The organism is Aurantibacter crassamenti (assembly GCF_016811105.1).
Lineage (GTDB): Bacteria > Bacteroidota > Bacteroidia > Flavobacteriales > Flavobacteriaceae > Aurantibacter_A > Aurantibacter_A crassamenti.
Window position 1 is genome coordinate 948,288 of the sequence record NZ_JAFBGM010000002.1, and the last position, 21,149, is coordinate 969,436.

Annotated in this window: 13 protein-coding genes; 4 read left to right on the plus strand and 9 right to left on the minus strand. The window is 36.1% G+C overall.

What is annotated here, in order from left to right; translation table 11 throughout:
• Nucleotides 1–31 precede the first annotated feature (31 nt).
• Nucleotides 32–1,207, plus strand: coding sequence for an acetyl-CoA C-acyltransferase (locus JQC67_RS16745; RefSeq protein WP_203254061.1), 1,176 nt, complete (start codon nucleotides 32–34; stop codon nucleotides 1,205–1,207).
• A gap of 17 nt (nucleotides 1,208–1,224) precedes the next feature.
• The gene (locus tag JQC67_RS16750) at nucleotides 1,225–1,986 is read left to right on the plus strand and encodes a C40 family peptidase (protein WP_203254062.1); all 762 of its coding nucleotides are present in this window, start codon (nucleotides 1,225–1,227) and stop codon (nucleotides 1,984–1,986) included.
• A gap of 77 nt (nucleotides 1,987–2,063) precedes the next feature.
• On the opposite strand, the gene JQC67_RS16755 is transcribed toward JQC67_RS16750, so the two are convergent.
• Together JQC67_RS16755 and gyrA are read right to left on the minus strand one after the other, a co-directional pair.
• A complete protein-coding gene (locus JQC67_RS16755; protein ID WP_203254063.1) occupies nucleotides 2,064–3,317 on the minus strand; it encodes a tetratricopeptide repeat protein in 1,254 nt (417 codons plus the stop codon).
• Nucleotides 3,318–3,350: 33 nt separating this feature from the next.
• Nucleotides 3,351–5,888 carry a DNA gyrase subunit A gene (gyrA, locus tag JQC67_RS16760; protein ID WP_203254064.1) on the minus strand — a complete coding sequence of 846 codons (2,538 nt, stop codon included), beginning with the start codon at nucleotides 5,886–5,888 and terminating at the stop codon, nucleotides 3,351–3,353.
• Between the two features lie 261 nt (nucleotides 5,889–6,149).
• On the opposite strand from gyrA, the gene JQC67_RS16765 reads away from it, so the two are divergent.
• The gene (locus JQC67_RS16765) at nucleotides 6,150–8,705 is read left to right on the plus strand and encodes an ATP-dependent Clp protease ATP-binding subunit (RefSeq protein ID WP_203254065.1); all 2,556 of its coding nucleotides are present in this window, start codon (nucleotides 6,150–6,152) and stop codon (nucleotides 8,703–8,705) included.
• A gap of 206 nt (nucleotides 8,706–8,911) precedes the next feature.
• The gene (locus tag JQC67_RS16770; RefSeq protein ID WP_203254066.1) at nucleotides 8,912–9,313 is read left to right on the plus strand and encodes an STAS/SEC14 domain-containing protein; all 402 of its coding nucleotides are present in this window, start codon (nucleotides 8,912–8,914) and stop codon (nucleotides 9,311–9,313) included.
• A gap of 77 nt (nucleotides 9,314–9,390) precedes the next feature.
• Here JQC67_RS16770 and JQC67_RS16775 read toward each other — a convergent pair whose 3' ends face one another.
• The 7 genes from JQC67_RS16775 to JQC67_RS16805 form a co-directional block, all read right to left on the minus strand.
• Nucleotides 9,391–9,717, minus strand: a complete 327-nt coding sequence (locus tag JQC67_RS16775; RefSeq protein ID WP_203254067.1) for a hypothetical protein — start codon at nucleotides 9,715–9,717, stop codon at nucleotides 9,391–9,393.
• A 140-nt stretch (nucleotides 9,718–9,857) separates the two neighbouring features.
• Entirely contained in the window at nucleotides 9,858–10,658 is an 801-nt protein-coding gene (locus JQC67_RS16780) for an SDR family NAD(P)-dependent oxidoreductase (protein WP_203254068.1), read from the minus strand.
• Between the two features lie 39 nt (nucleotides 10,659–10,697).
• Nucleotides 10,698–12,611 (minus strand): hypothetical protein, encoded by a 1,914-nt coding sequence (locus JQC67_RS16785; protein ID WP_203254069.1) that lies wholly within the window; start codon nucleotides 12,609–12,611, stop codon nucleotides 10,698–10,700.
• A 2-nt stretch (nucleotides 12,612–12,613) separates the two neighbouring features.
• Nucleotides 12,614–13,954 (minus strand): hypothetical protein, encoded by a 1,341-nt coding sequence (locus JQC67_RS16790; RefSeq protein ID WP_203254070.1) that lies wholly within the window; start codon nucleotides 13,952–13,954, stop codon nucleotides 12,614–12,616.
• Nucleotides 13,955–13,959: 5 nt separating this feature from the next.
• Complete coding sequence (locus JQC67_RS16795; RefSeq protein ID WP_203254071.1) at nucleotides 13,960–17,403, minus strand: hypothetical protein; 3,444 nt, start codon at nucleotides 17,401–17,403, stop codon at nucleotides 13,960–13,962.
• A 13-nt stretch (nucleotides 17,404–17,416) separates the two neighbouring features.
• A complete protein-coding gene (locus tag JQC67_RS16800) occupies nucleotides 17,417–19,408 on the minus strand; it encodes a hypothetical protein (RefSeq protein WP_203254072.1) in 1,992 nt (663 codons plus the stop codon).
• Nucleotides 19,409–19,424: 16 nt separating this feature from the next.
• On the minus strand, nucleotides 19,425–21,149 hold the full coding sequence (locus JQC67_RS16805; RefSeq protein WP_203254073.1) for a hypothetical protein: 1,725 nt from the start codon (nucleotides 21,147–21,149) through the stop codon (nucleotides 19,425–19,427).

Sequence of the window (21,149 nt, forward strand, 5' to 3'; positions counted from 1 at the left end):
CTTATTTTCGCAATTCATATATTAGCATAAAATGAACGAAGTAGTTATTGTTTCAGCGGTACGCACCCCAATTGGCAGCTTTATGGGCCAACTTTCAACCATCCCTGCTCCCCAGTTAGGAGCTATTGCAATTAAAGGTGCTCTTGAGCGCATTAATTTAGATGCAAGTTTAGTTGAAGAGGTAATTATGGGTAACGTAATTCAAGCGGACACAGGTCAAGCGCCAGCACGCCAAGCTGCAATATTTGCAGGCCTACCTGATACCGTGCCTTGTACTACAATTAATAAAGTCTGTGCATCTGGTATGAAAGCAGTAATGCAGGCAGCACAATCAATTGCCTTAGGTGACACTTCAATAGTTGTTGCAGGTGGAATGGAAAATATGAGTTTGATTCCGCATTATGTTTATATGCGAACAGGACAAAAATTTGGACCTGCATCATTAATTGATGGAATGCAACGTGATGGTCTTGTAGATGTTTATGATGAAAATGCTATGGGGGTCTGTGCCGATGCCTGTGCAGAAAAATATGAATTTAGTAGAGAAGATCAAGATGCTTTTGCCGTTCAATCATATTCTCGATCTGCCGAAGCTTGGAAAGAGGGTAGATTTAAAAATGAAATAGTACCTGTTGAAGTACCACAGCGAAGAGGCGAACCTATACTTGTTTCTGAGGATGAGGAATATAGAAATGTAAAGCTTGATAAAATTCCAAATTTGCGTCCAGCCTTTACAAAAGATGGTACCGTAACTGCGGCTAATGCATCTACAATTAATGACGGAGCAGCTGCATTAGTGCTGATGAGTGCTAAAAAAGCTAAAGAATTAAATCTAAAACCATTGGCGACAATAAAAGGTTATGCCGATGCTGCCCATGAACCAAAATGGTTTACTACTGCCCCAGCCAAAGCATTGCCAAAGGCATTAGACAAAGCAGGTGTGCAAATTGATGCCATTGATTATTTTGAATTTAATGAAGCATTTTCGGTAGTAGGATTGGCCAACATGAAATTACTAGGGCTGAATGATACTAAAGTTAATATAAATGGCGGTGCCGTTTCTTTAGGTCACCCTTTAGGGTGTTCAGGAGCACGAATCATAGTCACGCTACTCAATGTACTAGAGCAGAAAAATTCTAAATTAGGAGCAGCTGCAATTTGTAACGGTGGCGGTGGAGCTTCAGCTATAGTATTAGAAAGAAATTAATCTACCTGTAGTAACACATGCAATACGGCATTTGTCATCTTTCAATTATTCCCATTCGTTTAACAGCAGATGAAGTATCAGAAATGATAACACAAATGCTATATGGCGAACATTACAAAATTCTTGAACAACGCAAACATTGGAGCAAAGTCCGGCTGGCATTTGATGGCAGTGAAGGGTGGATTCAAAATAACCAAATCACCAATATTGAAAAAGAATCATATACTGATTTGGATACGGATAAACACCCAAACCATGCTGCACAATTGGTTTCGTATATGGAGGGTAAAAACAGTCAATTCATACCAATACTTCTTGGCTCTACCATTCCAAAAATCAATATATTAGAGCATACTTTAGAGGGTGAAGTGATTAAGACTGAAAAGAAACTAGGAAAAGAAAATCTTGTAAATACAGCGCTCTATTATTTAAATTCTCCATCATTATCAGGAGGAAGATCCCCATTTGGCATCGACTCTGCAGGTTTTTCTCAAATGGTTTACAAAATGAATGGTGTTGTACTAAAACGTACTGCAGACCAACAAGCCTTGCAAGGAGATTCGTTAAGTTTTATTGAAGAAAGCGAACCTGGGGATTTAGCATTTTTTGATGATTCAGACGGTAAAATAAATCATGTTGGTATTATAATGCGTGATAATTATGTGGTTCATGTTAATGGAAAAGTAAAAGTAGACCGCATAGATCATACTGGAATTTTCGATAACGAATTACGCAAATACACCCACAAACTAAGGGTCATTAAACAAATAGTTCGATAAATCTATAATTTGAAAAGCATAAAAAAACCTCCTGAGTTCAGGAGGTTTTTTAGTATTCTATATTTAGGTCAATCTAATTATTCACCTAATAATTTTTTAATGCGCATGAAATTTTCATTGTCACCCATTGCACCGTAAATATTCTTTAATTGCTCTAGTAAACCTTGGTTCTCTGGGTTACCTTTTAAGGCATCTTCAAGAACTTTAGCACCTTCACCAAACAATTGATCTTTTTGAGCTTTCAATTCGTCATATCTTGCAATATCCTTTTTTGAATTACCCAAAGTATTCATTTCATCAATTAAACCGTTACCTTCATTTACATAAGTTGTAGAAAGATTTAACTGAGCGTTTGTATAGTCAGGTTTAATTTCAAGAGCTTTTCTATAAGCAACACGGGCTTCTTGTATATTACCCTGTTCCATATTAATAACGCCAATATTATATTGAAGATCAGCATTTTCAGGAGCAACAGAAGCAGCCTCAGCCATAAGTTCTTTGAACTTATCTTTATCACCCAATTTGTAGTATAAGTTAGCCTCATTTAATATAAGGTTCACATCATTTGGCTCATTAGCTCGAGCCGCTTTATACGCTTCAATTGCTTTTTCATCTTGGCCAAGTTGCGTGTAAATCAATGCTGTATTCTTTACAATTTCAGCAGACTTAGAAGGTAATTTTTCATCTTGAGGGTCTTTGTAAGTACCTGACTTCACCATCAAATCTCTTTGAGTTTTGTCCATTTCTTCAACTTGACCTGAAGCAACATTTGTCGCTTTATAAACAACTCCACCACCATCATAACCCAATTCTTGAAGCTCATTATAATACTGAAGCGCTTGCTCAAATTCTTGTCCGTTTACGGCACTTCCTGCAGCAAAATAAAGATATGAAGTATCTCTAGGGCTAAGTTTATAACTTAAATACAACTTTTCAGCCGCTTCTTTAAAGTTCTTATTTCCGTTATCTGCAACAGCAGAATTTACTAAATCTGCCGTAATAGCACTCATATGTTGATCAGTTTCAGCAACATATTTCTTACCAGCAGGCATTTCTTTTACCTTTTTAAAAGCATCAACAGCTTTTTGAAATGCAGTGGCATCACCTTTTTTTGCTAAATCAGCATAGGTCTTACCTGTTAAAAATTGATATTGCGCTTGATACTTTTCATCTGCTCCAGAGATAGAACCTGCAATACTCTCTAATGCAGTTTTAGCAGTCTGAGAGTCACCGCCTTTTAAAGCTTTATCAGCAGCTTTAAGTTCAGATTTTTGTGCAAATCCGACCATAGCGAAAGACATAGCCGCAATTATTAAAATTTTTGTTTTCATCATCATTAAATTAATAGTTATTTGTGTTTAAAATTATTCTTCTGAATCATCTGATTCAATATTATCAAGAGCCGTGCCATCTTCAGTTTTCACCTCAATGTCTAAAATATCAGCTACTTCTTCTATATCATCTTCATCTTTCATCACCTTAGCCACAGCAGCTATAGAATCATTACCTTTTATATTTATGAGCTTAACCCCTTGAGTGGCTCTACCCATAACTCGTAAATCTTCTACGCTCATTCGAATTGCAATTCCTGATTTGTTAATTATCATTAAATCATCAGAGTCGCAAACATTCTTAATGGCAACGAGGCCTCCTGTTTTTTCGGTGATAGAAATTGTCTTCACACCTTTACCTCCACGATTAGTTACGCGATAATCCTCTATGCTGGATCTTTTACCATAGCCATTTTCTGAAACAACCAATATTTCATCGTCAAAATTATGCACCGAAACCATACCAATTACTTCGTCTTTTTCATCTGCAAGGCGAATTCCACGAACACCAGAAGCATTTCTACCCATTGGTCGTGTTTTACTTTCTTCAAATCGAATTGCTTTACCTGATTTCAAGCCTAAGAATATCTCACTGGTACCTGTAGTCAATTTAGCTTCTAACAATTCATCTCCATCACGAACACCAATTGCATTAATTCCGTTTTGTCGTGGTCGAGAATATTGTTCTAATGAAGTTTTCTTAACTGTACCTTGTTTAGTAGCCATAATCACATAATGACTATTGACATATTCTTCATCTTTTAAATCTTGTGTACAGATAAAGGCTTTAACCATATCATCTTGTTCAATATTTATTAGATTTTGAATTGCTCTACCTTTTGAGGTTTTACTTCCTTCAGGAATTTCATAAACACGCATCCAGAAACATTTTCCTTTTTGTGTAAAGAACAACATGTATTGGTGGTTTGTACCTACAAATAAATGTTCTAAGAAATCTTCATTTCTTGTAGACGAAGCCTTTTGCCCTACTCCACCTCTATTTTGTGTTTTGTATTCTGATACTGGTGTACGTTTAATATAACCCGCATGAGAAATTGTAATTACAACTTGCTCATCTGGTATCATATCTTCCATACTCAAATCACCACCCGCAAAATTAATTTCTGAACGTCTGGCATCACCATACTTTTCTTTAACCTCTAGCAACTCATCTTTAATGATTTGCATTCTACGCTCTTTACGATCTAATATATCTTTAAGATCAGCTATTGTTTCTAAAATTTCATCATACTCAGCGCGCAATTTATCTTGCTCTAAACCGGTAAGTTGACGCAATCTCATTTCAACAATTGCCTTCGCTTGAATTTCAGATAATTTAAAACGCTCAATTAAATTATTACGAGCCTCATCTGCATTTGAAGAAGCACGTATAATCTTAATAACCTCATCAATATTATCCGAAGCAATAATCAATCCTTCTAAGATATGAGCGCGATCTTCAGCTTTCTTCAGTTCAAATTTGGTACGGCGTACAACTACTTCATGTCTATGTTCAACGAAATAGTGAATCATTTCTTTGACATTCAACAATCTTGGTCTGCCATTAACCAATGCAATATTATTGACACTAAAAGAAGATTGTAGCGCTGTATGTTTATAAAGTGTATTTAAAACAATATTCGGAATTGCATCTCTTTTAAGAATGTATACGATACGCATACCATTTCTATCTGATTCATCACGAATACTTGAAATACCTTCAATTTTCTTTTCATTAACAAGATCAGCCGTCTTCTTGATCATGTCGGCCTTATTAACTTGATATGGAATTTCAGTAACTACGATACACTCTCTTCCTTGAACTTCTTCAATTTCACTTTTTGCACGAATCTTTACACGACCTCTACCAGTGTGAAAAGCTTCTTTTACTCCGTCATAACCATAAATTGTTCCTCCAGTAGGAAAATCAGGAGCTTTTATATGAGTAATTATCTCATCAATTTCAATATCGTTGTTCTCTATATATGCAACCGTACCGTCAACAACTTCCGTAAGGTTATGTGGTGGCATATTAGTGGCCATACCAACAGCAATACCAGAAGCACCATTAACTAATAGGTTAGGAACTCTTGTTGGTAATACCGTAGGTTCTTCAAGAGAATCATCAAAATTCAATTGATGATCAACAGTATCCTTATCTATATCTGCCAACATATCGTCAGCAATCTTTCGCATTTTTGCTTCAGTATAACGCATTGCTGCAGGGCTATCACCATCAACAGAACCAAAGTTTCCTTGACCATCAACCAGCATATAACGCAAACTCCATTCTTGTGCCATACGCACCATAGAGTCATAAACTGACGTATCGCCATGTGGGTGATACTTACCTAAAACCTCACCAACAATACGTGCTGATTTTTTATGCGAACTATTAGATCTCACACCTAGTTCATGCATTCCATAAAGTACCCTGCGATGCACAGGTTTCAATCCATCACGCACATCTGGCAGCGCACGTGACACAATGACCGACATCGAATAATCGATGTAAGCAGATTTCATTTCATCTTCAATATTGATCGAGATTAATTTTTCGCCTTCAGCCATGCTTAAATCCTATATTTTTGTTAGTGTTAAAAATAGCATGCCAATTTACATAAAATACGACCCTTCAGGGCATTTTAACATTACTTTATTCAACAATTTATTAACACTCGAATACACCGTACTAATTGATTAATTTAATGCACATTCTACTTATATATTCTATTTTTTTATGTTTTCAGAGGACTTTTTGGAATATAGGTACACTATTTGCGTTAGATAAGCATAGTTTTATTAATTTTATCGATGAAATAAGGATAGTTTATGGACGATAATTTCTCACCCAGGGTTAAAGATGTAATAGCATATAGTAAGGAAGAGGCCTTAAGGCTAGGACATGATTTTATAGGAACCGAACATTTAATGTTAGGTCTGCTACGCGATGGCAATGGCAAAGCCATAAGTATTCTTGATGCATTAGAGGTTGACTTAGATCACTTGCGCAGAAAAGTTGAAATATTGAGTCCGTCTAATCCCAACCCAAGTGGTATTCAAAAAGACAAGAAAAACTTGCATTTAACGCGTCAAGCAGAGCGTGCATTAAAAACAACCTTCTTAGAAGCTAAATTATTTCAAAGTTCATCTATTAATACAGCGCACCTATTATTATGTATTCTTAGAAATGAGAATGATCCAACAACAAAATTATTACACAAATTGAAAGTAGACTATGATGGTGTAAAAGAACAATTCAAATTCATGATTACAAGTGATGATGATATTGTAGATGCACCAACCTCTGAATCTTTTCCTAGTGAGAATGATGAACCCAATGAAGGTAAAGAAGGTTCTTTTGGCACTTCATCAACACAAAAGGGAAATAAAAAATCAAAGACTCCAGTATTAGATAACTTCGGTAGAGACTTAACTCAAATGGCCGAAGACAACAAACTGGATCCTGTGGTTGGTCGTGAAAAAGAAATTGAACGTGTTTCACAAATATTAAGTAGAAGAAAAAAGAACAATCCGTTATTAATAGGTGAACCAGGTGTTGGTAAAAGTGCCATTGCAGAAGGTTTAGCTTTGCGAATTATCAATAAAAAGGTATCTCGAATTCTATACAACAAACGAGTTGTCACTTTAGATCTTGCTTCATTGGTTGCAGGCACAAAATATCGTGGTCAATTTGAAGAACGAATGAAAGCCGTTATGAACGAGCTTGAAAAAAATGACGATGTTATTTTATTCATAGATGAAATTCATACTATTGTAGGTGCTGGTGGCGCTACCGGAAGCTTAGATGCTTCAAACATGTTTAAGCCTGCTCTTGCAAGAGGTGAAATTCAATGTATAGGTGCTACTACATTAGATGAATACAGACAATACATAGAAAAAGATGGTGCCTTAGAGCGTCGTTTTCAAAAGGTTATTGTTGAACCAACTACGGTAGATGAAACAATTGAAATACTTCAAAATATAAAAGGTAAATACGAAGATCACCACAATGTATCTTATACTGACGAAGCTATTGTTGCTTGTGTTAAGTTAACTAATAGATATATGACAGATCGCTTTTTACCAGACAAAGCTATTGATGCTTTAGATGAAGCTGGTTCGCGTGTTCATATTGTTAATATGGATGTTCCTAAACAAATTCTAGATTTTGAAAAACAACTAGAGGATGTTCGTGAGCTAAAAAACAGTGTTGTTAAAAAGCAGAAATATGAAGAAGCTGCTAAACTACGTGATGACGAAAAACGCATTGAAAAAGATTTAGCCGCTGCTCAAGAACGATGGGAAGAAGATAGCAAACTACATAAAGAAACAGTATCTGAAGATAATGTTGCTGATGTGGTTTCAATGATGAGTGGTATACCTGTAAATAGAATAGCACAAACAGAAAGTAACAAATTAGCAGAATTACCTGAACTTATTAAGTCTAATGTAATCGGACAAGATGAAGCAGTTGCTAAAGTTGCTAAAGCTATACAACGAAATAGAGCCGGACTTAAAGATCCAAACAAGCCTATTGGTTCGTTTATTTTCTTAGGACAAACAGGAGTTGGCAAAACGCAGTTAGCTAAAGTATTGGCAAAAGAAATGTTTGATTCTGAAGATGCGTTAATTCGTATTGACATGAGCGAATACATGGAAAAATTCGCCATTTCAAGATTGGTTGGAGCACCTCCGGGATATGTTGGTTATGAAGAAGGTGGACAATTAACTGAAAAAGTACGTCGCAAACCGTATTCTGTTATCTTATTAGATGAAGTAGAAAAAGCACACCCAGATGTGTTTAATATGTTGTTACAAGTTTTAGATGATGGTTATCTTACGGATAGTCTTGGTCGTAAAATCGATTTTAGAAATTCGATTATCATTATGACATCTAACATTGGTGCACGACAATTAAAAGATTTCGGACAAGGTGTTGGCTTTGGAACTTCCGCTAAAAAATCACAAGAAGTATCTCATCAGAAAAGTGTTATTGAAAATGCGCTTAAAAAAGCATTTGCTCCTGAATTCTTAAATAGAATTGATGATGTAATTGTTTTCAATGCACTAGAAAGAGAAGATATTCATAAGATTATTGATATTGAATTGCGTAAACTTTTTGCTAGAATTAAAGACATCGGTTATGATTTGAGTTTAACAGATGAAGCAAAAGATTATATCGCAGATAAAGGTTTTGATAAGCAATACGGAGCTAGACCACTTAAAAGAGCAATTCAAAAATATATTGAAGATGCCCTAGCTGAAGAAATTGTAAATTCAAAATTACAAGAAGGCGATAGTATTTTTATGGATCTTGATAAGAAAAAAGAAGAGCTTACTATTAAGATAAAAAAAGCAAGAAAGTCTTCAGAGACTGAAAAATAATTAAATTTTAGTAAGAATTTAAGTATAAGAGGGTTGTATAACAACCCTCTTTTTTTATGGGTACTATTTAAAAGGTAAGAATGAAATCGCTGCAAAACACTAATAAAAAGCAGGATAAACGATATTTGCGCCTTTTATCTAAAAATTTTCTAAAAACTTCACCTTAGGTCTACTTTCGTCTCAGGACATTATAGAAAACGATACACATGAATTTAGAAAGACCTAAAAAAACGATCATTGTACAAGAGTACCGACTAGATACGGCCTTGGTACAAGTATTTGAAAATTACATGGTAGTCATCTTTGATGAAGGTGCTACACTAACCTTAGAAAGAGCCTATCAAATAATAGGCATATCAGAAATTCATTTTAGAGATCGTAATTTTGGTTATATAAGTTTAAGAAGAAATCCGTATGCTGTTGATCCAACGGTTTACAGTTACTTAAGAGAACTTGATAATTTGAAGGCATTTGCTATTGTTTCAATTAAAGAAATTGACATGCACAACTTCAAAATTGAAAAGATGTTCTACAAAAAACCAATGAAATTCTTTATTGAATACGACAATGCCTTAGCTTGGGTAAAACAACGCGTAAGGCTTAAATAATATTTAAGTTGTGAATGGCGAACAAGTAAAAATCCTCAAGGCTTCAAAACCTTGGGGGTTTTTTCATGTATCACATTCTATTCGATAAAAACGTAATCTGTGTATTCTGAAGTTTCGGGTTCTTCTTCTACAAATTCATAAAGCTCCCGAATAGCTTTTTCAATATGGCATGTCATTTCCAATGCAGCCTTTGAATACTCTGTTGCCTTTTCTTCGGGATAATAATGATCTCTTATTGCTTTGCTATCATAGAAATAAATTAGCAAATAAATACCCTTGTCTTTACCGCGATCAGCCTTTGCTATTTTAGCTTCCGCACCGGGTACATTTCGAAACGCAGAATCTAATTGTTCTTTTGCATATTTTTCAAATGCCATGACATCTACTCCCTGTTTAAGTGTCATGGATCTGACGGCATAGGTTCTTCTATTCGGCTCAGTTGATTGACCGAATGAAAAATTCGCTGCAACAAGCAGTACGGTTAAAATTTAAAGTGTTGTTTTCATTTTCAAAAATTTAGATTAATTATTTATTCTATTCTGTATTAAACTTTATCAAGGCCGTAGGTTTTCTTGACCACTTTTTTGAGCATGCCGGGGAAAAGATTTAGCATCGGAATCATACCTGAAAACTTGCCGATGCGGTTATGCAATTTCATCTGCTTCACCTCAACCAGTTTGGTAATCAATTGGGCAACCTCTTGCGAATTATTGTCCTCGGCCGATATACGGGCTTCCACTTGTTCGTTCAGAATTTCCCGTAAAAATTCATAATCGGCTATTTTATTTTCAGAGAAAACGGCATTCTCGAAAATATTGGTATAATACTCCCCAGGTTTTACCAAGGCCACTTGAATGCCAAACGGGGCAACTTCGTGCGATAGGGTTTTGGTGTAGCCTTCCAAAGCATGTTTGGTTGCACAGTAATGACCAAAGGTTGGGGTTTCTACCAGGCCAGCCAATGAGGTCACATTGATAATTTTTCCCTTTCTGCTTTTACGCATTTGGGGTAAGACTTCATTCGCTACCCGCATCGCCCCAAAAACATTCACATCATAAATGCGTTGCACCTCTTTTTCTGAGGCTTCTTCCAAGGCACCATATAAAAGCATCCCAGCATTGTTAATCAACACATCTATTTGCCCCTGCTCTGTTATAATATGCGAAACCACATTTTGAATGGAGCCCAAATCTTGAACATCCATTTCGAGCAGTTCAAAAGGTGTTTGATACCGAGCTGGGCTTCGACTCGTACCATAAACTTTATGTCCCTTTTCGTACAAGAGATTTGCAGACAAAAGGCCAAAGCCTGAGGAGGCGCCTGTGATTAGGATTGTTTTTTTCATGGTAAATTGTTTTATATAACTTAAGGTCTTCAACTGAAACTACTGTCGTACTAGCCCTACCCTAATTGGATTCGGTTCATAATTAAAGGTAATTTTACCGTTTTCTATGGTAAGGAAAGAATCGGTAATATAGCCTATTGGGCTTTCCAAATCCATTCTCCTTGGTGGGCCCTTAACGTACAATTTATCTAGTGCTCTACCATCATATCTAAAATGTTGTTCAGCACCAAACTCAGAGTTGCCGTAAATTTTAAAGTGATCAAGGTATTTTTTTGGTAATCTAAGAATAGTAATAACATCAGTAGTTATGTCATATGTCGAATCTGTTTTATCGCAACAGTGCCCACCCTTTTCCTTAAACCTTATATGGAATCTTAGTTGGATTACATTATTCTGTTCAACTGTTTTTACCCGCCATTTTACAGTTGCAGTAACGTTAACTTCGTCCCCAAAATCACTGTCATCTTTAATCTTCGGAATGTTAATATTGTTGGATTCAAAAAAATAAGATTCCAATACAGCAGAGTTGGAGCTCTTTAAGTCTGCTTTTTGTCTTTCATCTCTTAGAGTAGCTGTATGATTATCATTTACTTCTTCATATTTAGATCTAGCATCTATACCGCCATTTAAATCTGCTGCGGGGGCAAGTCTTTTTGCCCTATACCATGCATCAACTAATTCTTGTTGTTCTGCAGCAGTATTAAGATGTTCCTTGTTATTTTCTAAAGTTTGTGCTTTCTTAACAGCCTGAACATAGGCCACTTTATCATACATTGCAGTGCTATCTTTATAAACAGCAGCACCTTTAAAGCTTTTAATGGCACTATTGTATCTTGACAAATCACTATTTCCTTCTTTGTAGGCATTCTCTCCTTTTGAAATAAGGTTCTCAAAAAACTTTTCTTCAAGTGTTAGGGCATTATAATCAACCCCCTCGAATAGGATATCCCGTTCAGGTGAAAAATATTTTGCCTTTTTAAGAGCAGCAATTGCGCTTTTGTGATTGTTTGTGATATAAAAATCTTTTGCCTTTTGCAAATATGCTACAGCGGCACAATCTTTAGCAGAACTGATGCCATCTTCAGGGCTTCCTAAGCCTGTTTCATTTTGCACGATTTCATAATACTTTCTACCCCTTTCGTAGGTCTTAATTGCCTTTTCACATTTATCACTAGATATCTGATCCTCTGCCGTAATTATAATCTTCTCATAAGCACAATCTGCAGCGTCATCCCTTATTATCATTGCATTGTTACTAGTAGAATCGTATTGTAGAGCCTCTATAGCGAAGTCAAAGGCCTTTTCACATTTCTTATTATCGTACATTTCTTCTGCACTGGTAATGGCGATATTGTACTTGCATTCGTTGATACGCTTTGAGGCTTCTAATTTCATTGGGTTCGAATCATCTGCCTCCCTAAAAACAAATTCGTACTTTGAAAGTGCCGATTGATAGTTATTTTCTTCAAAATTGGCGTTGGCATTGGCTGATGCTTCTTCTACTGCCTTGACACGTTCTTCTTCAACTACCGGAATTGTTGCTTCAAAAAAAGCGTGAATATTCTCATCTAATCCCTGGGTACTTTCCGTACCAATTTTTTTATTTCGCTCTCCCAGCTCAAGGCCACGATTCAGAGCACTCAAAGATTCCCTAAAATAGTGTGCACTATGCTTGGTCTTAAATTGATTTTTGAAGTCTGCAAGCGGTTCATAATACTTTGACAATCGCTTCGAATCCCACATTTTTTTTGCTTCGGCAATACCATTCTTAGTATTTTTTGCTTTCCTGAGATACTTTTTAGCATTGTCAAAATCTTCATTTTCAATACTGCTGATAGCTTCTGTAAACCAACATTCTCTATCTGTTTTATTGCACTGCGCACTAATGAAATTTTGTGATGCGATACCTAAAAATAATGCTAGTAACGTGTACTTGATATTTTTTCTTTTCATAATCAATTTGCTTTTCTAAATTCTCTAAAATGTTTTTTAATAAACTCCTTGTTTATCATGATAGATGGTGTATGAGGATCGTTCTTTATGAGTCTGCTCTTCAAAACTTTATCTGGAAGGACTATAGAAATTCGATACTTAAAGCTGAACTGTCCGTTAACCAATTTTGGGGCTTTAAAGGCCTCGTTTAATTTCTCTCCTTCCTTGATTTCAAGTCGTTTGTATATCTTATCCACAAATACTTCGATGCCGCTGGCCCCTGTAAACTCGTACGCCCCAATTTCCCAAACTTGAACCCAATCACTTAGACTACTTGCTTTATTATTTTGCATACTATAAATGGCATCGGTTTTGCACTCTTCGCAATCAAGTACCTCATACTCCACAAGGAGGTCTGAGGGTGGAAAATTTCTGATTTTGCTTTTAATTTCAGAGGGTAAATCTTTATATGTACTTCTCGGTTCGACTACCGTGTTAATCAATTTAATCTCATCAAAAAGCAGATTACCAGATTTTTCTTTGTTCAAAACCTTTATACTATTTAGCTTTAATGGGAAAGAAGTTGAATTTTTAAACCCACGTAATAGTAAATCGCTAGGTTTCTTGAAATAGAATTGTCCTAGCGTTTTTGGAGTCTGTAAGGAAAGGTCAATATCCAGCTCAAGCCTCTTGTCCTCTCCATTTTCCCACCATATTTTTCCATTAAAATTCATGTCTTGAGCCATTGAAGCCTGAAAAGCCTGCACCTCATCTTGGTTTACCGCCCAGCTAACAGTCATCGGTTTTGTGTAATCGGTGTTGGCGATAATGAGTATGGATTCGGTGGGAATGTTGAATTCAGAAAAAGGGAATTCAATTTTCGGTGTACTTTCCATCTTAAATGGCACTGCTTTAACCGTCGGTTTTTTTGCTATTTGATACAGAAGACGCTCTAAAAGAAACTCGGTATTTTCGTCGATACTGGATCCGAACTGTGCTTTGAAACTTACTTTTCGATTACCAGTATCATCTTCGGGATATGTCAGTTCTATTTTGTAGGTGCCCTTTTTCTTGTTATAAAGAAGACCGAAGCTACCTGGCAAATAATAGAAAATATTTGAATACTCATTTTTATCATAGTACAATTCACCATTCAGAATGTCGATAGGTGCAAACTCATTGCCCGGGCCTTTAATTAGGCTTAATAAATCTTTATCTCGTAACTCTGCACGCAAATTTAAGGTCTTGGCCAAATTCGGACCCTTGGCCTTAGAATCGAAATTCTTAGAAGCCGGTTGACCAAATAAGGTTGCGCATTGAAGCAATACTACAACCCACAAACGATATATTGTTAGCTCCCTCACGATACTTAATCTTTTGTGGGAATTTCATGAATCTCATCAATCAAGAGTCCTGTGGATTTCAGTTCACCCGATTGATAATTCTTTCCGTCGATTGTAGTTACTTTGTAGGTATAACTGAATTCATCCACTTCATTGGGTAAAATAAGCCCCACCTGTTTACTTAAAATACCATCTGCACGTAATCGAATAGGCTTCGAAACGAATTGACCCCCCGCATCTAAATCTACATAGCCACTTTGTTTTCGCGTACCATAGCCGTAGGATAACTTTATAGTAATGTATTTGATATTGTTATCGGCAACGAAGTCTGGGTCCGCTTCAATACTAACAGTTTTAAGACTAACAGGAGGCGATATGGAAAGAACATCACCATCATAGTCTTGAAACTCACCTTTCACTTCATAATTTTGAAAGAAGTTCCAATCTACTTTATATTGATAATCACCCCAAGTTTCGGAATCATCACCTTGCCAACCATAAACCATTTTATGCACATTACCGGTATCTTTAAAATTGGTGTAGGTAATGTTCGCATACTCATTTTCGAATTTATTGTCAGGATGTTCTTTTCGTAAAGTAATCGATGCGCTATTGATGAACTTTTTAAAATTGCTCAAGATTGAGCCATCTAAAATGACCAAAACCTCTCGTTGTTTGAACATTTCCATTTCATCTAAACTGACTATTTTAAAGCAGCTCTCGCATTTTTCTTTGATGTTGCCTATGTTTTCAGAAAAATACATAGGTTGTGTTCCTGCAGAAACTTTGTTAAACTCTAAATTAAAATCACCCTCAATCTTTGTTTGTCTAAACTTATAGGTTGCATAAATTGAAAATGGTGCTGGAGAACTCTGTTGGGGTTCATTCAACTTAAGTGCTCTAATTGAATTTATGAAAAGTACTCTATTATAAGCGTGCAAAAAAAGGTTATAGTCAAAGTAATCATCTTGACTACGCCCGCCTTTACTTCCAAAATTGAGTTTATTGATTATTCCATTTTTTGCTTTTTCATCTTTACATAAATCAAGTGCCTTTTTAAATTGGCTGGGTTCCATCATACCGAAGTTTTCAAATTCATGAATCAGTTTTTCATTATAAATACCTCTTTTCACGTTGGAATCATACGTGATCCACTCATTTAAAGCCTCTTGATAATTATCAAAAATATTCATTAAAACCTCATCATTCATTACCAAAAACCTTCCGATTTTTTGACCTGGATAACTAAGCCATGTGGATCTTTCATCAATTGCCCCTAATACATCTTTTCTTTTTTCTTTATCTGCACAATAGGTTTTTACTAAGGCTTGAAGCCTCCATAAATCAATTTTAATAGCCCCATATTCAGAAGATTTATAACTAAAAGTTTCATAAAGATCGCCCTCATTGACTTCTGCTTCAATTACCGCATTAGAACAGTCCTCAAGGATAGTAATCAAATGTTTTTTTGACACGTGTATATACTTACCATCCAAAAGCAGTTTCTTATTTTTGACGAATTCTTCATTTACCCTGATAAGAACCAAATCATGATTTTCATTGTAATATTCATCTGCAGTTTCCGCGTTCCAATCATCCATAGTTGCAATACCGGATATCTTATTGTTTTTATTTGAGTCATTGTTTTCCAAATATTCAAAGGCCTCATCAACATCTCTTGCTAAATGTTGGGTTCCAGAATTCAAGGGCATATCCGGTAAATTCAAATTTTCATCTTCATCCTCTTCATTTGCATAATCACGGACAATTTCTTCGACCCCATCCGCTAAATGCTCATCTATTGTGTCAGCTTCTATTACTTCCATTATTTCACCTTCATGTTCTTCTAAATAATCTTTTAACTCATTCCGCGAATTATACGAAATAGTACAAATATCAACCAGGCCCCTAAATCGCCATGCTTCCATTGAAACTTCATCCTCATCATTACCAGAAGGGTTGAACGTAATCCATTTTCTGCCTTTGGCACTATTGTTTCTAGACTCTTTAAAGGCCTCCTTCCAATTCTCCACAACTATATTGGCATGCCTTAACGAAACCAATACTGATTGATTTCCGCTCGACTTCACCCATTTTTTTCGATAATGTAATTCCACCAAATCTTTATGCTTATTTTCATATTTTAATCTACTATCCTGAAAAACATCTACTTTTGACAGGTTAATGAAATACTCTTCTTTGGTCTTCTTAAAGTTTGTATTAAGAATAAGGTTATTGTCATTTTTTACAGCTTTTGGCAAGCTTAGAGCTTTGAGGTTCAAAACATAGTTTAAACGCGAACCGCCTGCCGTATGTATTGGTTTAAATAGTGAGCTTTTAGTTCCGCTACCATAAAAACCAATTCCTTTATTTGAATCTCCAAGTACTTTGCTTTCTTTGGCAGCTTTCTTTAGTTTGTCGCTTTCCTTAGGTTTAACTCTATTAATTTTTGGTTTTTTTTCAACAGAATTTTCTTCAACTCCGTTTCCAGATTTCCAATCTTCCATCGCCTGAGCTTTGCTCAAAGGGTCAATTTCTTCATCTTCGAGTACTTTTAGTTTAGACAATTGATCAAAAGCCGAAGCATTATTTTTGCTGGGGTCGTTGTTTGCCATTTGACTATAACTTGCGTTTAGAGGCTCAAATATCATATCTGCTAACTTTTTATAGCCTGCCATAATAAGCCGTTGCATCTCTTTATCATCACCCTCAGTATATACCTTTATTTTCCCTTCACGTCTGAGCTTATCAAAGGTCGCCCCAATTTCAGCTCCTAAAGTTATTGGGCCTAGGCTGCCACTCGCAGCCAAACTCATGTCATGTGATTCGTAAATCTGATCAAAAGTGCCTTTTAAATAGCCGTTAATTGGAGACAGATAGCCCGACATTTCCATTTCAAACTTGAAATCAATATCAGGGGTTTCAGTCTGGAACGAAGACCACAATAATTTTGCGCCTTTTGTGTCTAACATAAATGCAATAGAGGCTTTCTGATTTTCCAATATTGGAGCTTTCCCCACACCAATAACATTATTAACATGCCCATTATTTTTATCTGCAATGGCAGAAACCAAGGCTATGTTTCCTGATTTATAAACAATCGGCCCTTTCAAAACCGCATCATTTTTAATTTCTTTAAGCATAGATCTTAATCTTTCAACTTGTGAATCTGTCAAACCATACTCCACCAAAGCGTGCACCACTCCTCCCCCAATCTGGTCTTCGATATTTTTTTTTGTAACATCGGACCTGTTTTTTTCTTTAAACAATAAAAACGAAAATTGTGGTTTACCATCCTTTGATTTGGCTACCCTTGGTTTATTTGGAGAGTAATAAAAAGCGTTTGGATCGTCGACCGAGGGAAAAACTATGAATTCCCCAACTCGAATTGGTTGATCAATAAATACTTTTTGTGCATTGATGGTTGAATACAACATGCATAGCACTAGTAATGGAAATAACTTTTTCATAATCACAGATTGTTTAATTGTTGCTTTCAAAAATATCATAGCCCTCTTTTTTAATTTCAGTCTTTAAAGTCCCGTCCTCATTTTGAACTTCACGTGTCTCTTTATATTCAAAGCTGTATTTTTCGTTATAGTCATTAAGTACCTCTTCAGACATACCCCTTAATGATTCGGGGATAACGGCATAGATAAAAGGAAAAGTAAAGTCTTTTTCTTGCCAATCAAGTATAACAGGCTTTGACTGATCTTTGTGAAAAAAAACAACACGGGTGGCATAGGCCTTTGCAGAATCCATAAAGAAAATTTTGGTCTTGCTGTCATTAGATTCGCTTGGTGTCACATACATCTCATCTATTTTTTGTTTTCCTTTTTGACGATATGCAATTTGCAAAGAAGCCCGCGCAATACGGTTTTCCTTAAGTTCGTCGGGGTCGGCTTGAAAGCTGATTTCTTTTTGTTCCAATTTTGTAGAAACAAATATTTGATCATTGGCAATGGGCAGCCATCTTGGTGATTCTTCCTTCGCTCCTCCTTTGTAACTAATAATGGTTTTGTATTCATAGTCAGCATTTTCGATATTAGCATCATGAGACCTATTGTAGGTTCTTGTTTGAGCCGCTTGCCCTTTTTGATTAAAAAGAATCGGGTCTTGATCTTCAAAATAGTAGTAACTCCCATCGGCTTTCTCTTTTCTTAATCGTACCTCAACACCATTAATAATTCCTCCTATCAAATCAGGCAATGCGCCATCGAGACCTACTGTTATAACTCTAAATTCGAAAAATGGATCATCTAAGTCTATTTTAACAATATGCTCGTCTAAATCGATTCCTTTCAAAACATCTTTAATGTCATTGCCAAAACCACATGGAAATCGATAAGCAACGCGATGTTCTAGATTAAACTCGCTATGCTTTTGCATGTCACTGATTGAACGGTTATCCACCTCCATATCATAAGTCACCTCATTACCCAATCCATTTAGTTGAATAGAATCAATGATAGCTGCACGATTATTAGGGGTGCCTAAATCTGTTGGCTTGGCAAAACTGCTAAAGAAAAAATCGAAAAATGCGCCTTCCAACTCCGCAGCGCGTTCTTTGTCTAAATATTGACTTGTGACCGAACTGGCCTTTATGACTTCTTCTTCACGCAAAAAATTATAGAAGTCTCTAATTTCAGTACGGGTATAACTTTTGGTACCCCAAAAGATTCCTAAAAAATTATCTTGGCGCAGAACAGTACTTTTATTGAGGCGGTCTCTAACTGAACTGAATTTTTTTTCATCGAAAGTGATGTTAGCTGAAAAACCTTCAACCGTCGCCGGAAAGGTATATCGCAACCCTACATAGATTCCTCCTAGACTGGCATCGCCTTTCAATATTTTCTCTACAATTTGTGTATTTATAGTACCCAAATTGGCCATGACTGCCAGTTTACCTCCTTGACCTATGGGTGCTGCACTTGTAGTTAATACAGTTTGATCATCACCTTGCACCAGTAAAACCTCAAGCTCACCTGCACTTTTACCGACCTGAGGAAAAAGCATTACCGATCCTTTTACCTTAACGTTAGCATTTGGCCTTAATCTTCTTAACTTTTCCAAAACCTCCTGCTCTTGTGCCTTGGTAAGCCCAAATTCCATATTAAAATAAAGGGTGCCGCCGACAGCGGTTTCTTTGGTATTTCCTGCATACTTATAGAGTACAAATCGCTTGTTACCATCTTTTGTTGGAGAGAGTTTTAACGAAGATTCTGGTGGTAAATAATAGTATTCGTTGTTTACAACAGGTAATTGTATTGGATCTAGAGATTTATCGGTATTCCATAATTCCCAGAATCTTTTTGTTTCATCCTTATGTTCTGTGGCCTTCTTGATTTTTCCGAATAAGATTACCTCTGTTCCATCATTCAAAAGCACAGTGGTTCGGGTTTCAAAATCTATATTTTGCGCTAATGCAAAGGCAGTGCTAAAGACCAATAAAAATGTTAACTTAAATATTTTCATAATTTTGATTTTATAGTTATTCCAATACTATTATTCCGTCACTATCATTTCTCCATTCGACAACTACTTCTTCATTATCAGTAACTGGTATAATTCTATACTCATATTCATAATTACCTAGAGGAGCCAAATAAGATTTTATCACATCCTCAATGGTCTTGCCTGGGGTTATCTTTTCAACTGGTAGGTTCCTTTTTTTTCCAAAAAAATCATAGCGGATATTTACCACCAATGCCTTGACACCCGATAACCATATACTATCTAGGTCACCTATAAAAATGATATCACGAGCCTCATACGGAATGTAGAGATTTACATCACCTTTGGTAGTATTCCATTTGGTAGTTAACTGCTCTCCTCCCTTAAAATCCCATATGACCTGATATTGATATTCCATCCAATTATCCATATCCGATGGATTGAAGCTTTCATCAAAATCTTTTAAATTGGCATAGGCTACCGCTTGCGGTTTATCAAAACTGTTTTGATCAATCCGTATTTTTTTTAATTCCTCCTTACCATTATTATGTTTTTTCTTGACGGTAACATTTACTGAGTTCACCATTTCGGTAAATGCATTGCGAAGACTACCATCTAGACTTATGAATACGTCGCGTTGCATATAATTGGGGTCAAGAATGTTAACTGTTTTAAAAACTCCCTCATCATCTCCATAATTCTTGAACAAATTGCCCATGTTGAATGTTATAAAGTGATGTCTTTCTATCTTACTTGCCTTTATCAAGGAAAGATGTGTGGTACCAGACTGCTTTATCTCGCGATATTGGTAACCATTAGTAGAACCTACACTTGATAGACCAAATGTCGAAATGTCTTTTATACCTTCAACGGCACCTTCCCATGCACGTTCTAAATCATCTATAGTTCCATCTTCCTTGAATTTGTTTATGTCTACTGGCTTATATACCAAATCCAACACTTTCTCATAGGCATTGGCTATCAGTTTTTCATTGCGCGGATCCTCACCCATAATCTTAAGTTCAACACCACCGTTAGAAACAAGTTCCTTTATGTCGGTAAAAGCCTCTTCCTTTACAAAAAGGAAATTGTTGGATTTTTTTGTTTGTGTATGCTTATAGATCTGCTCCCAGTCAGCTGTGATTTCAGCTTTAAAAGTGTCGGAATATCCTGAAAATTTAAGTTGAAAGATGATTGATACATCAGGAGTATCCATTTTAAAACTTTCCATTAAGATTTTAGAATCTCTTGGGTTCAATTTAAAAGAAAAGGCAAGTTTACTTCCTTCGAGAACCGGGGCTGAACTTACCGTTAAAATTTCTTTTTCTTCCTCCCCATTTTTGACAATTGAAGATACTAAGGCAAAACTTGCTTCATCAAAAATTACCGGGCCTTTGATTACCACGTCTTGACGCTTTAGCTTTTCCCTCAAGAGTTCTTGAGCCTTATTTACTTTATTTTCCGATGTGCCATATTGAAGTAGAAAGTGTAGCAAAGCCCCACCGTCGGCTTCGTTGATAGGGGAATTTTGATCTTCACCACCTTTTTTTAGTGCTACATATCTCAGAAAAGAGAATTGCGGTAAACCATCAGGGGTTTTACCCAGCGCTGCAGAGTTTGGAAGATAAAAATAAGCACTTGAATCGGTAGAAGATGGAAATAACCAAAGGTCATTAGTTCTTACCCCTTGATCCAATAGTATCATTTGCGCATTGACTTGCGTTATGGTCAAAAACATTATTAGATATATGAACTTCTTCAT

What these genes read in the sequence shown, in the direction of transcription:
- JQC67_RS16745 (WP_203254061.1), top strand. Translation starts at nt 32, where the DNA reads ATGAACGAAGTAGTTATTGTTTCAGCGGTACGCACCCCAATTGGCAGC.
- JQC67_RS16750 (WP_203254062.1), top strand. Translation starts at nt 1,225, where the DNA reads ATGCAATACGGCATTTGTCATCTTTCAATTATTCCCATTCGTTTAACA.
- JQC67_RS16755 (WP_203254063.1), bottom strand. Translation starts at nt 3,317, where the DNA reads ATGAAAACAAAAATTTTAATAATTGCGGCTATGTCTTTCGCTATGGTC.
- gyrA (WP_203254064.1), bottom strand. Translation starts at nt 5,888, where the DNA reads ATGGCTGAAGGCGAAAAATTAATCTCGATCAATATTGAAGATGAAATG.
- JQC67_RS16765 (WP_203254065.1), top strand. Translation starts at nt 6,150, where the DNA reads ATGGACGATAATTTCTCACCCAGGGTTAAAGATGTAATAGCATATAGT.
- JQC67_RS16770 (WP_203254066.1), top strand. Translation starts at nt 8,912, where the DNA reads ATGAATTTAGAAAGACCTAAAAAAACGATCATTGTACAAGAGTACCGA.
- JQC67_RS16775 (WP_203254067.1), bottom strand. Translation starts at nt 9,717, where the DNA reads ATGACACTTAAACAGGGAGTAGATGTCATGGCATTTGAAAAATATGCA.
- JQC67_RS16780 (WP_203254068.1), bottom strand. Translation starts at nt 10,658, where the DNA reads ATGAAAAAAACAATCCTAATCACAGGCGCCTCCTCAGGCTTTGGCCTT.
- JQC67_RS16785 (WP_203254069.1), bottom strand. Translation starts at nt 12,611, where the DNA reads ATGAAAAGAAAAAATATCAAGTACACGTTACTAGCATTATTTTTAGGT.
- JQC67_RS16795 (WP_203254071.1), bottom strand. Translation starts at nt 17,403, where the DNA reads ATGAAAAAGTTATTTCCATTACTAGTGCTATGCATGTTGTATTCAACC.
- JQC67_RS16800 (WP_203254072.1), bottom strand. Translation starts at nt 19,408, where the DNA reads ATGAAAATATTTAAGTTAACATTTTTATTGGTCTTTAGCACTGCCTTT.
- JQC67_RS16805 (WP_203254073.1), bottom strand. Translation starts at nt 21,149, where the DNA reads ATGAAGAAGTTCATATATCTAATAATGTTTTTGACCATAACGCAAGTC.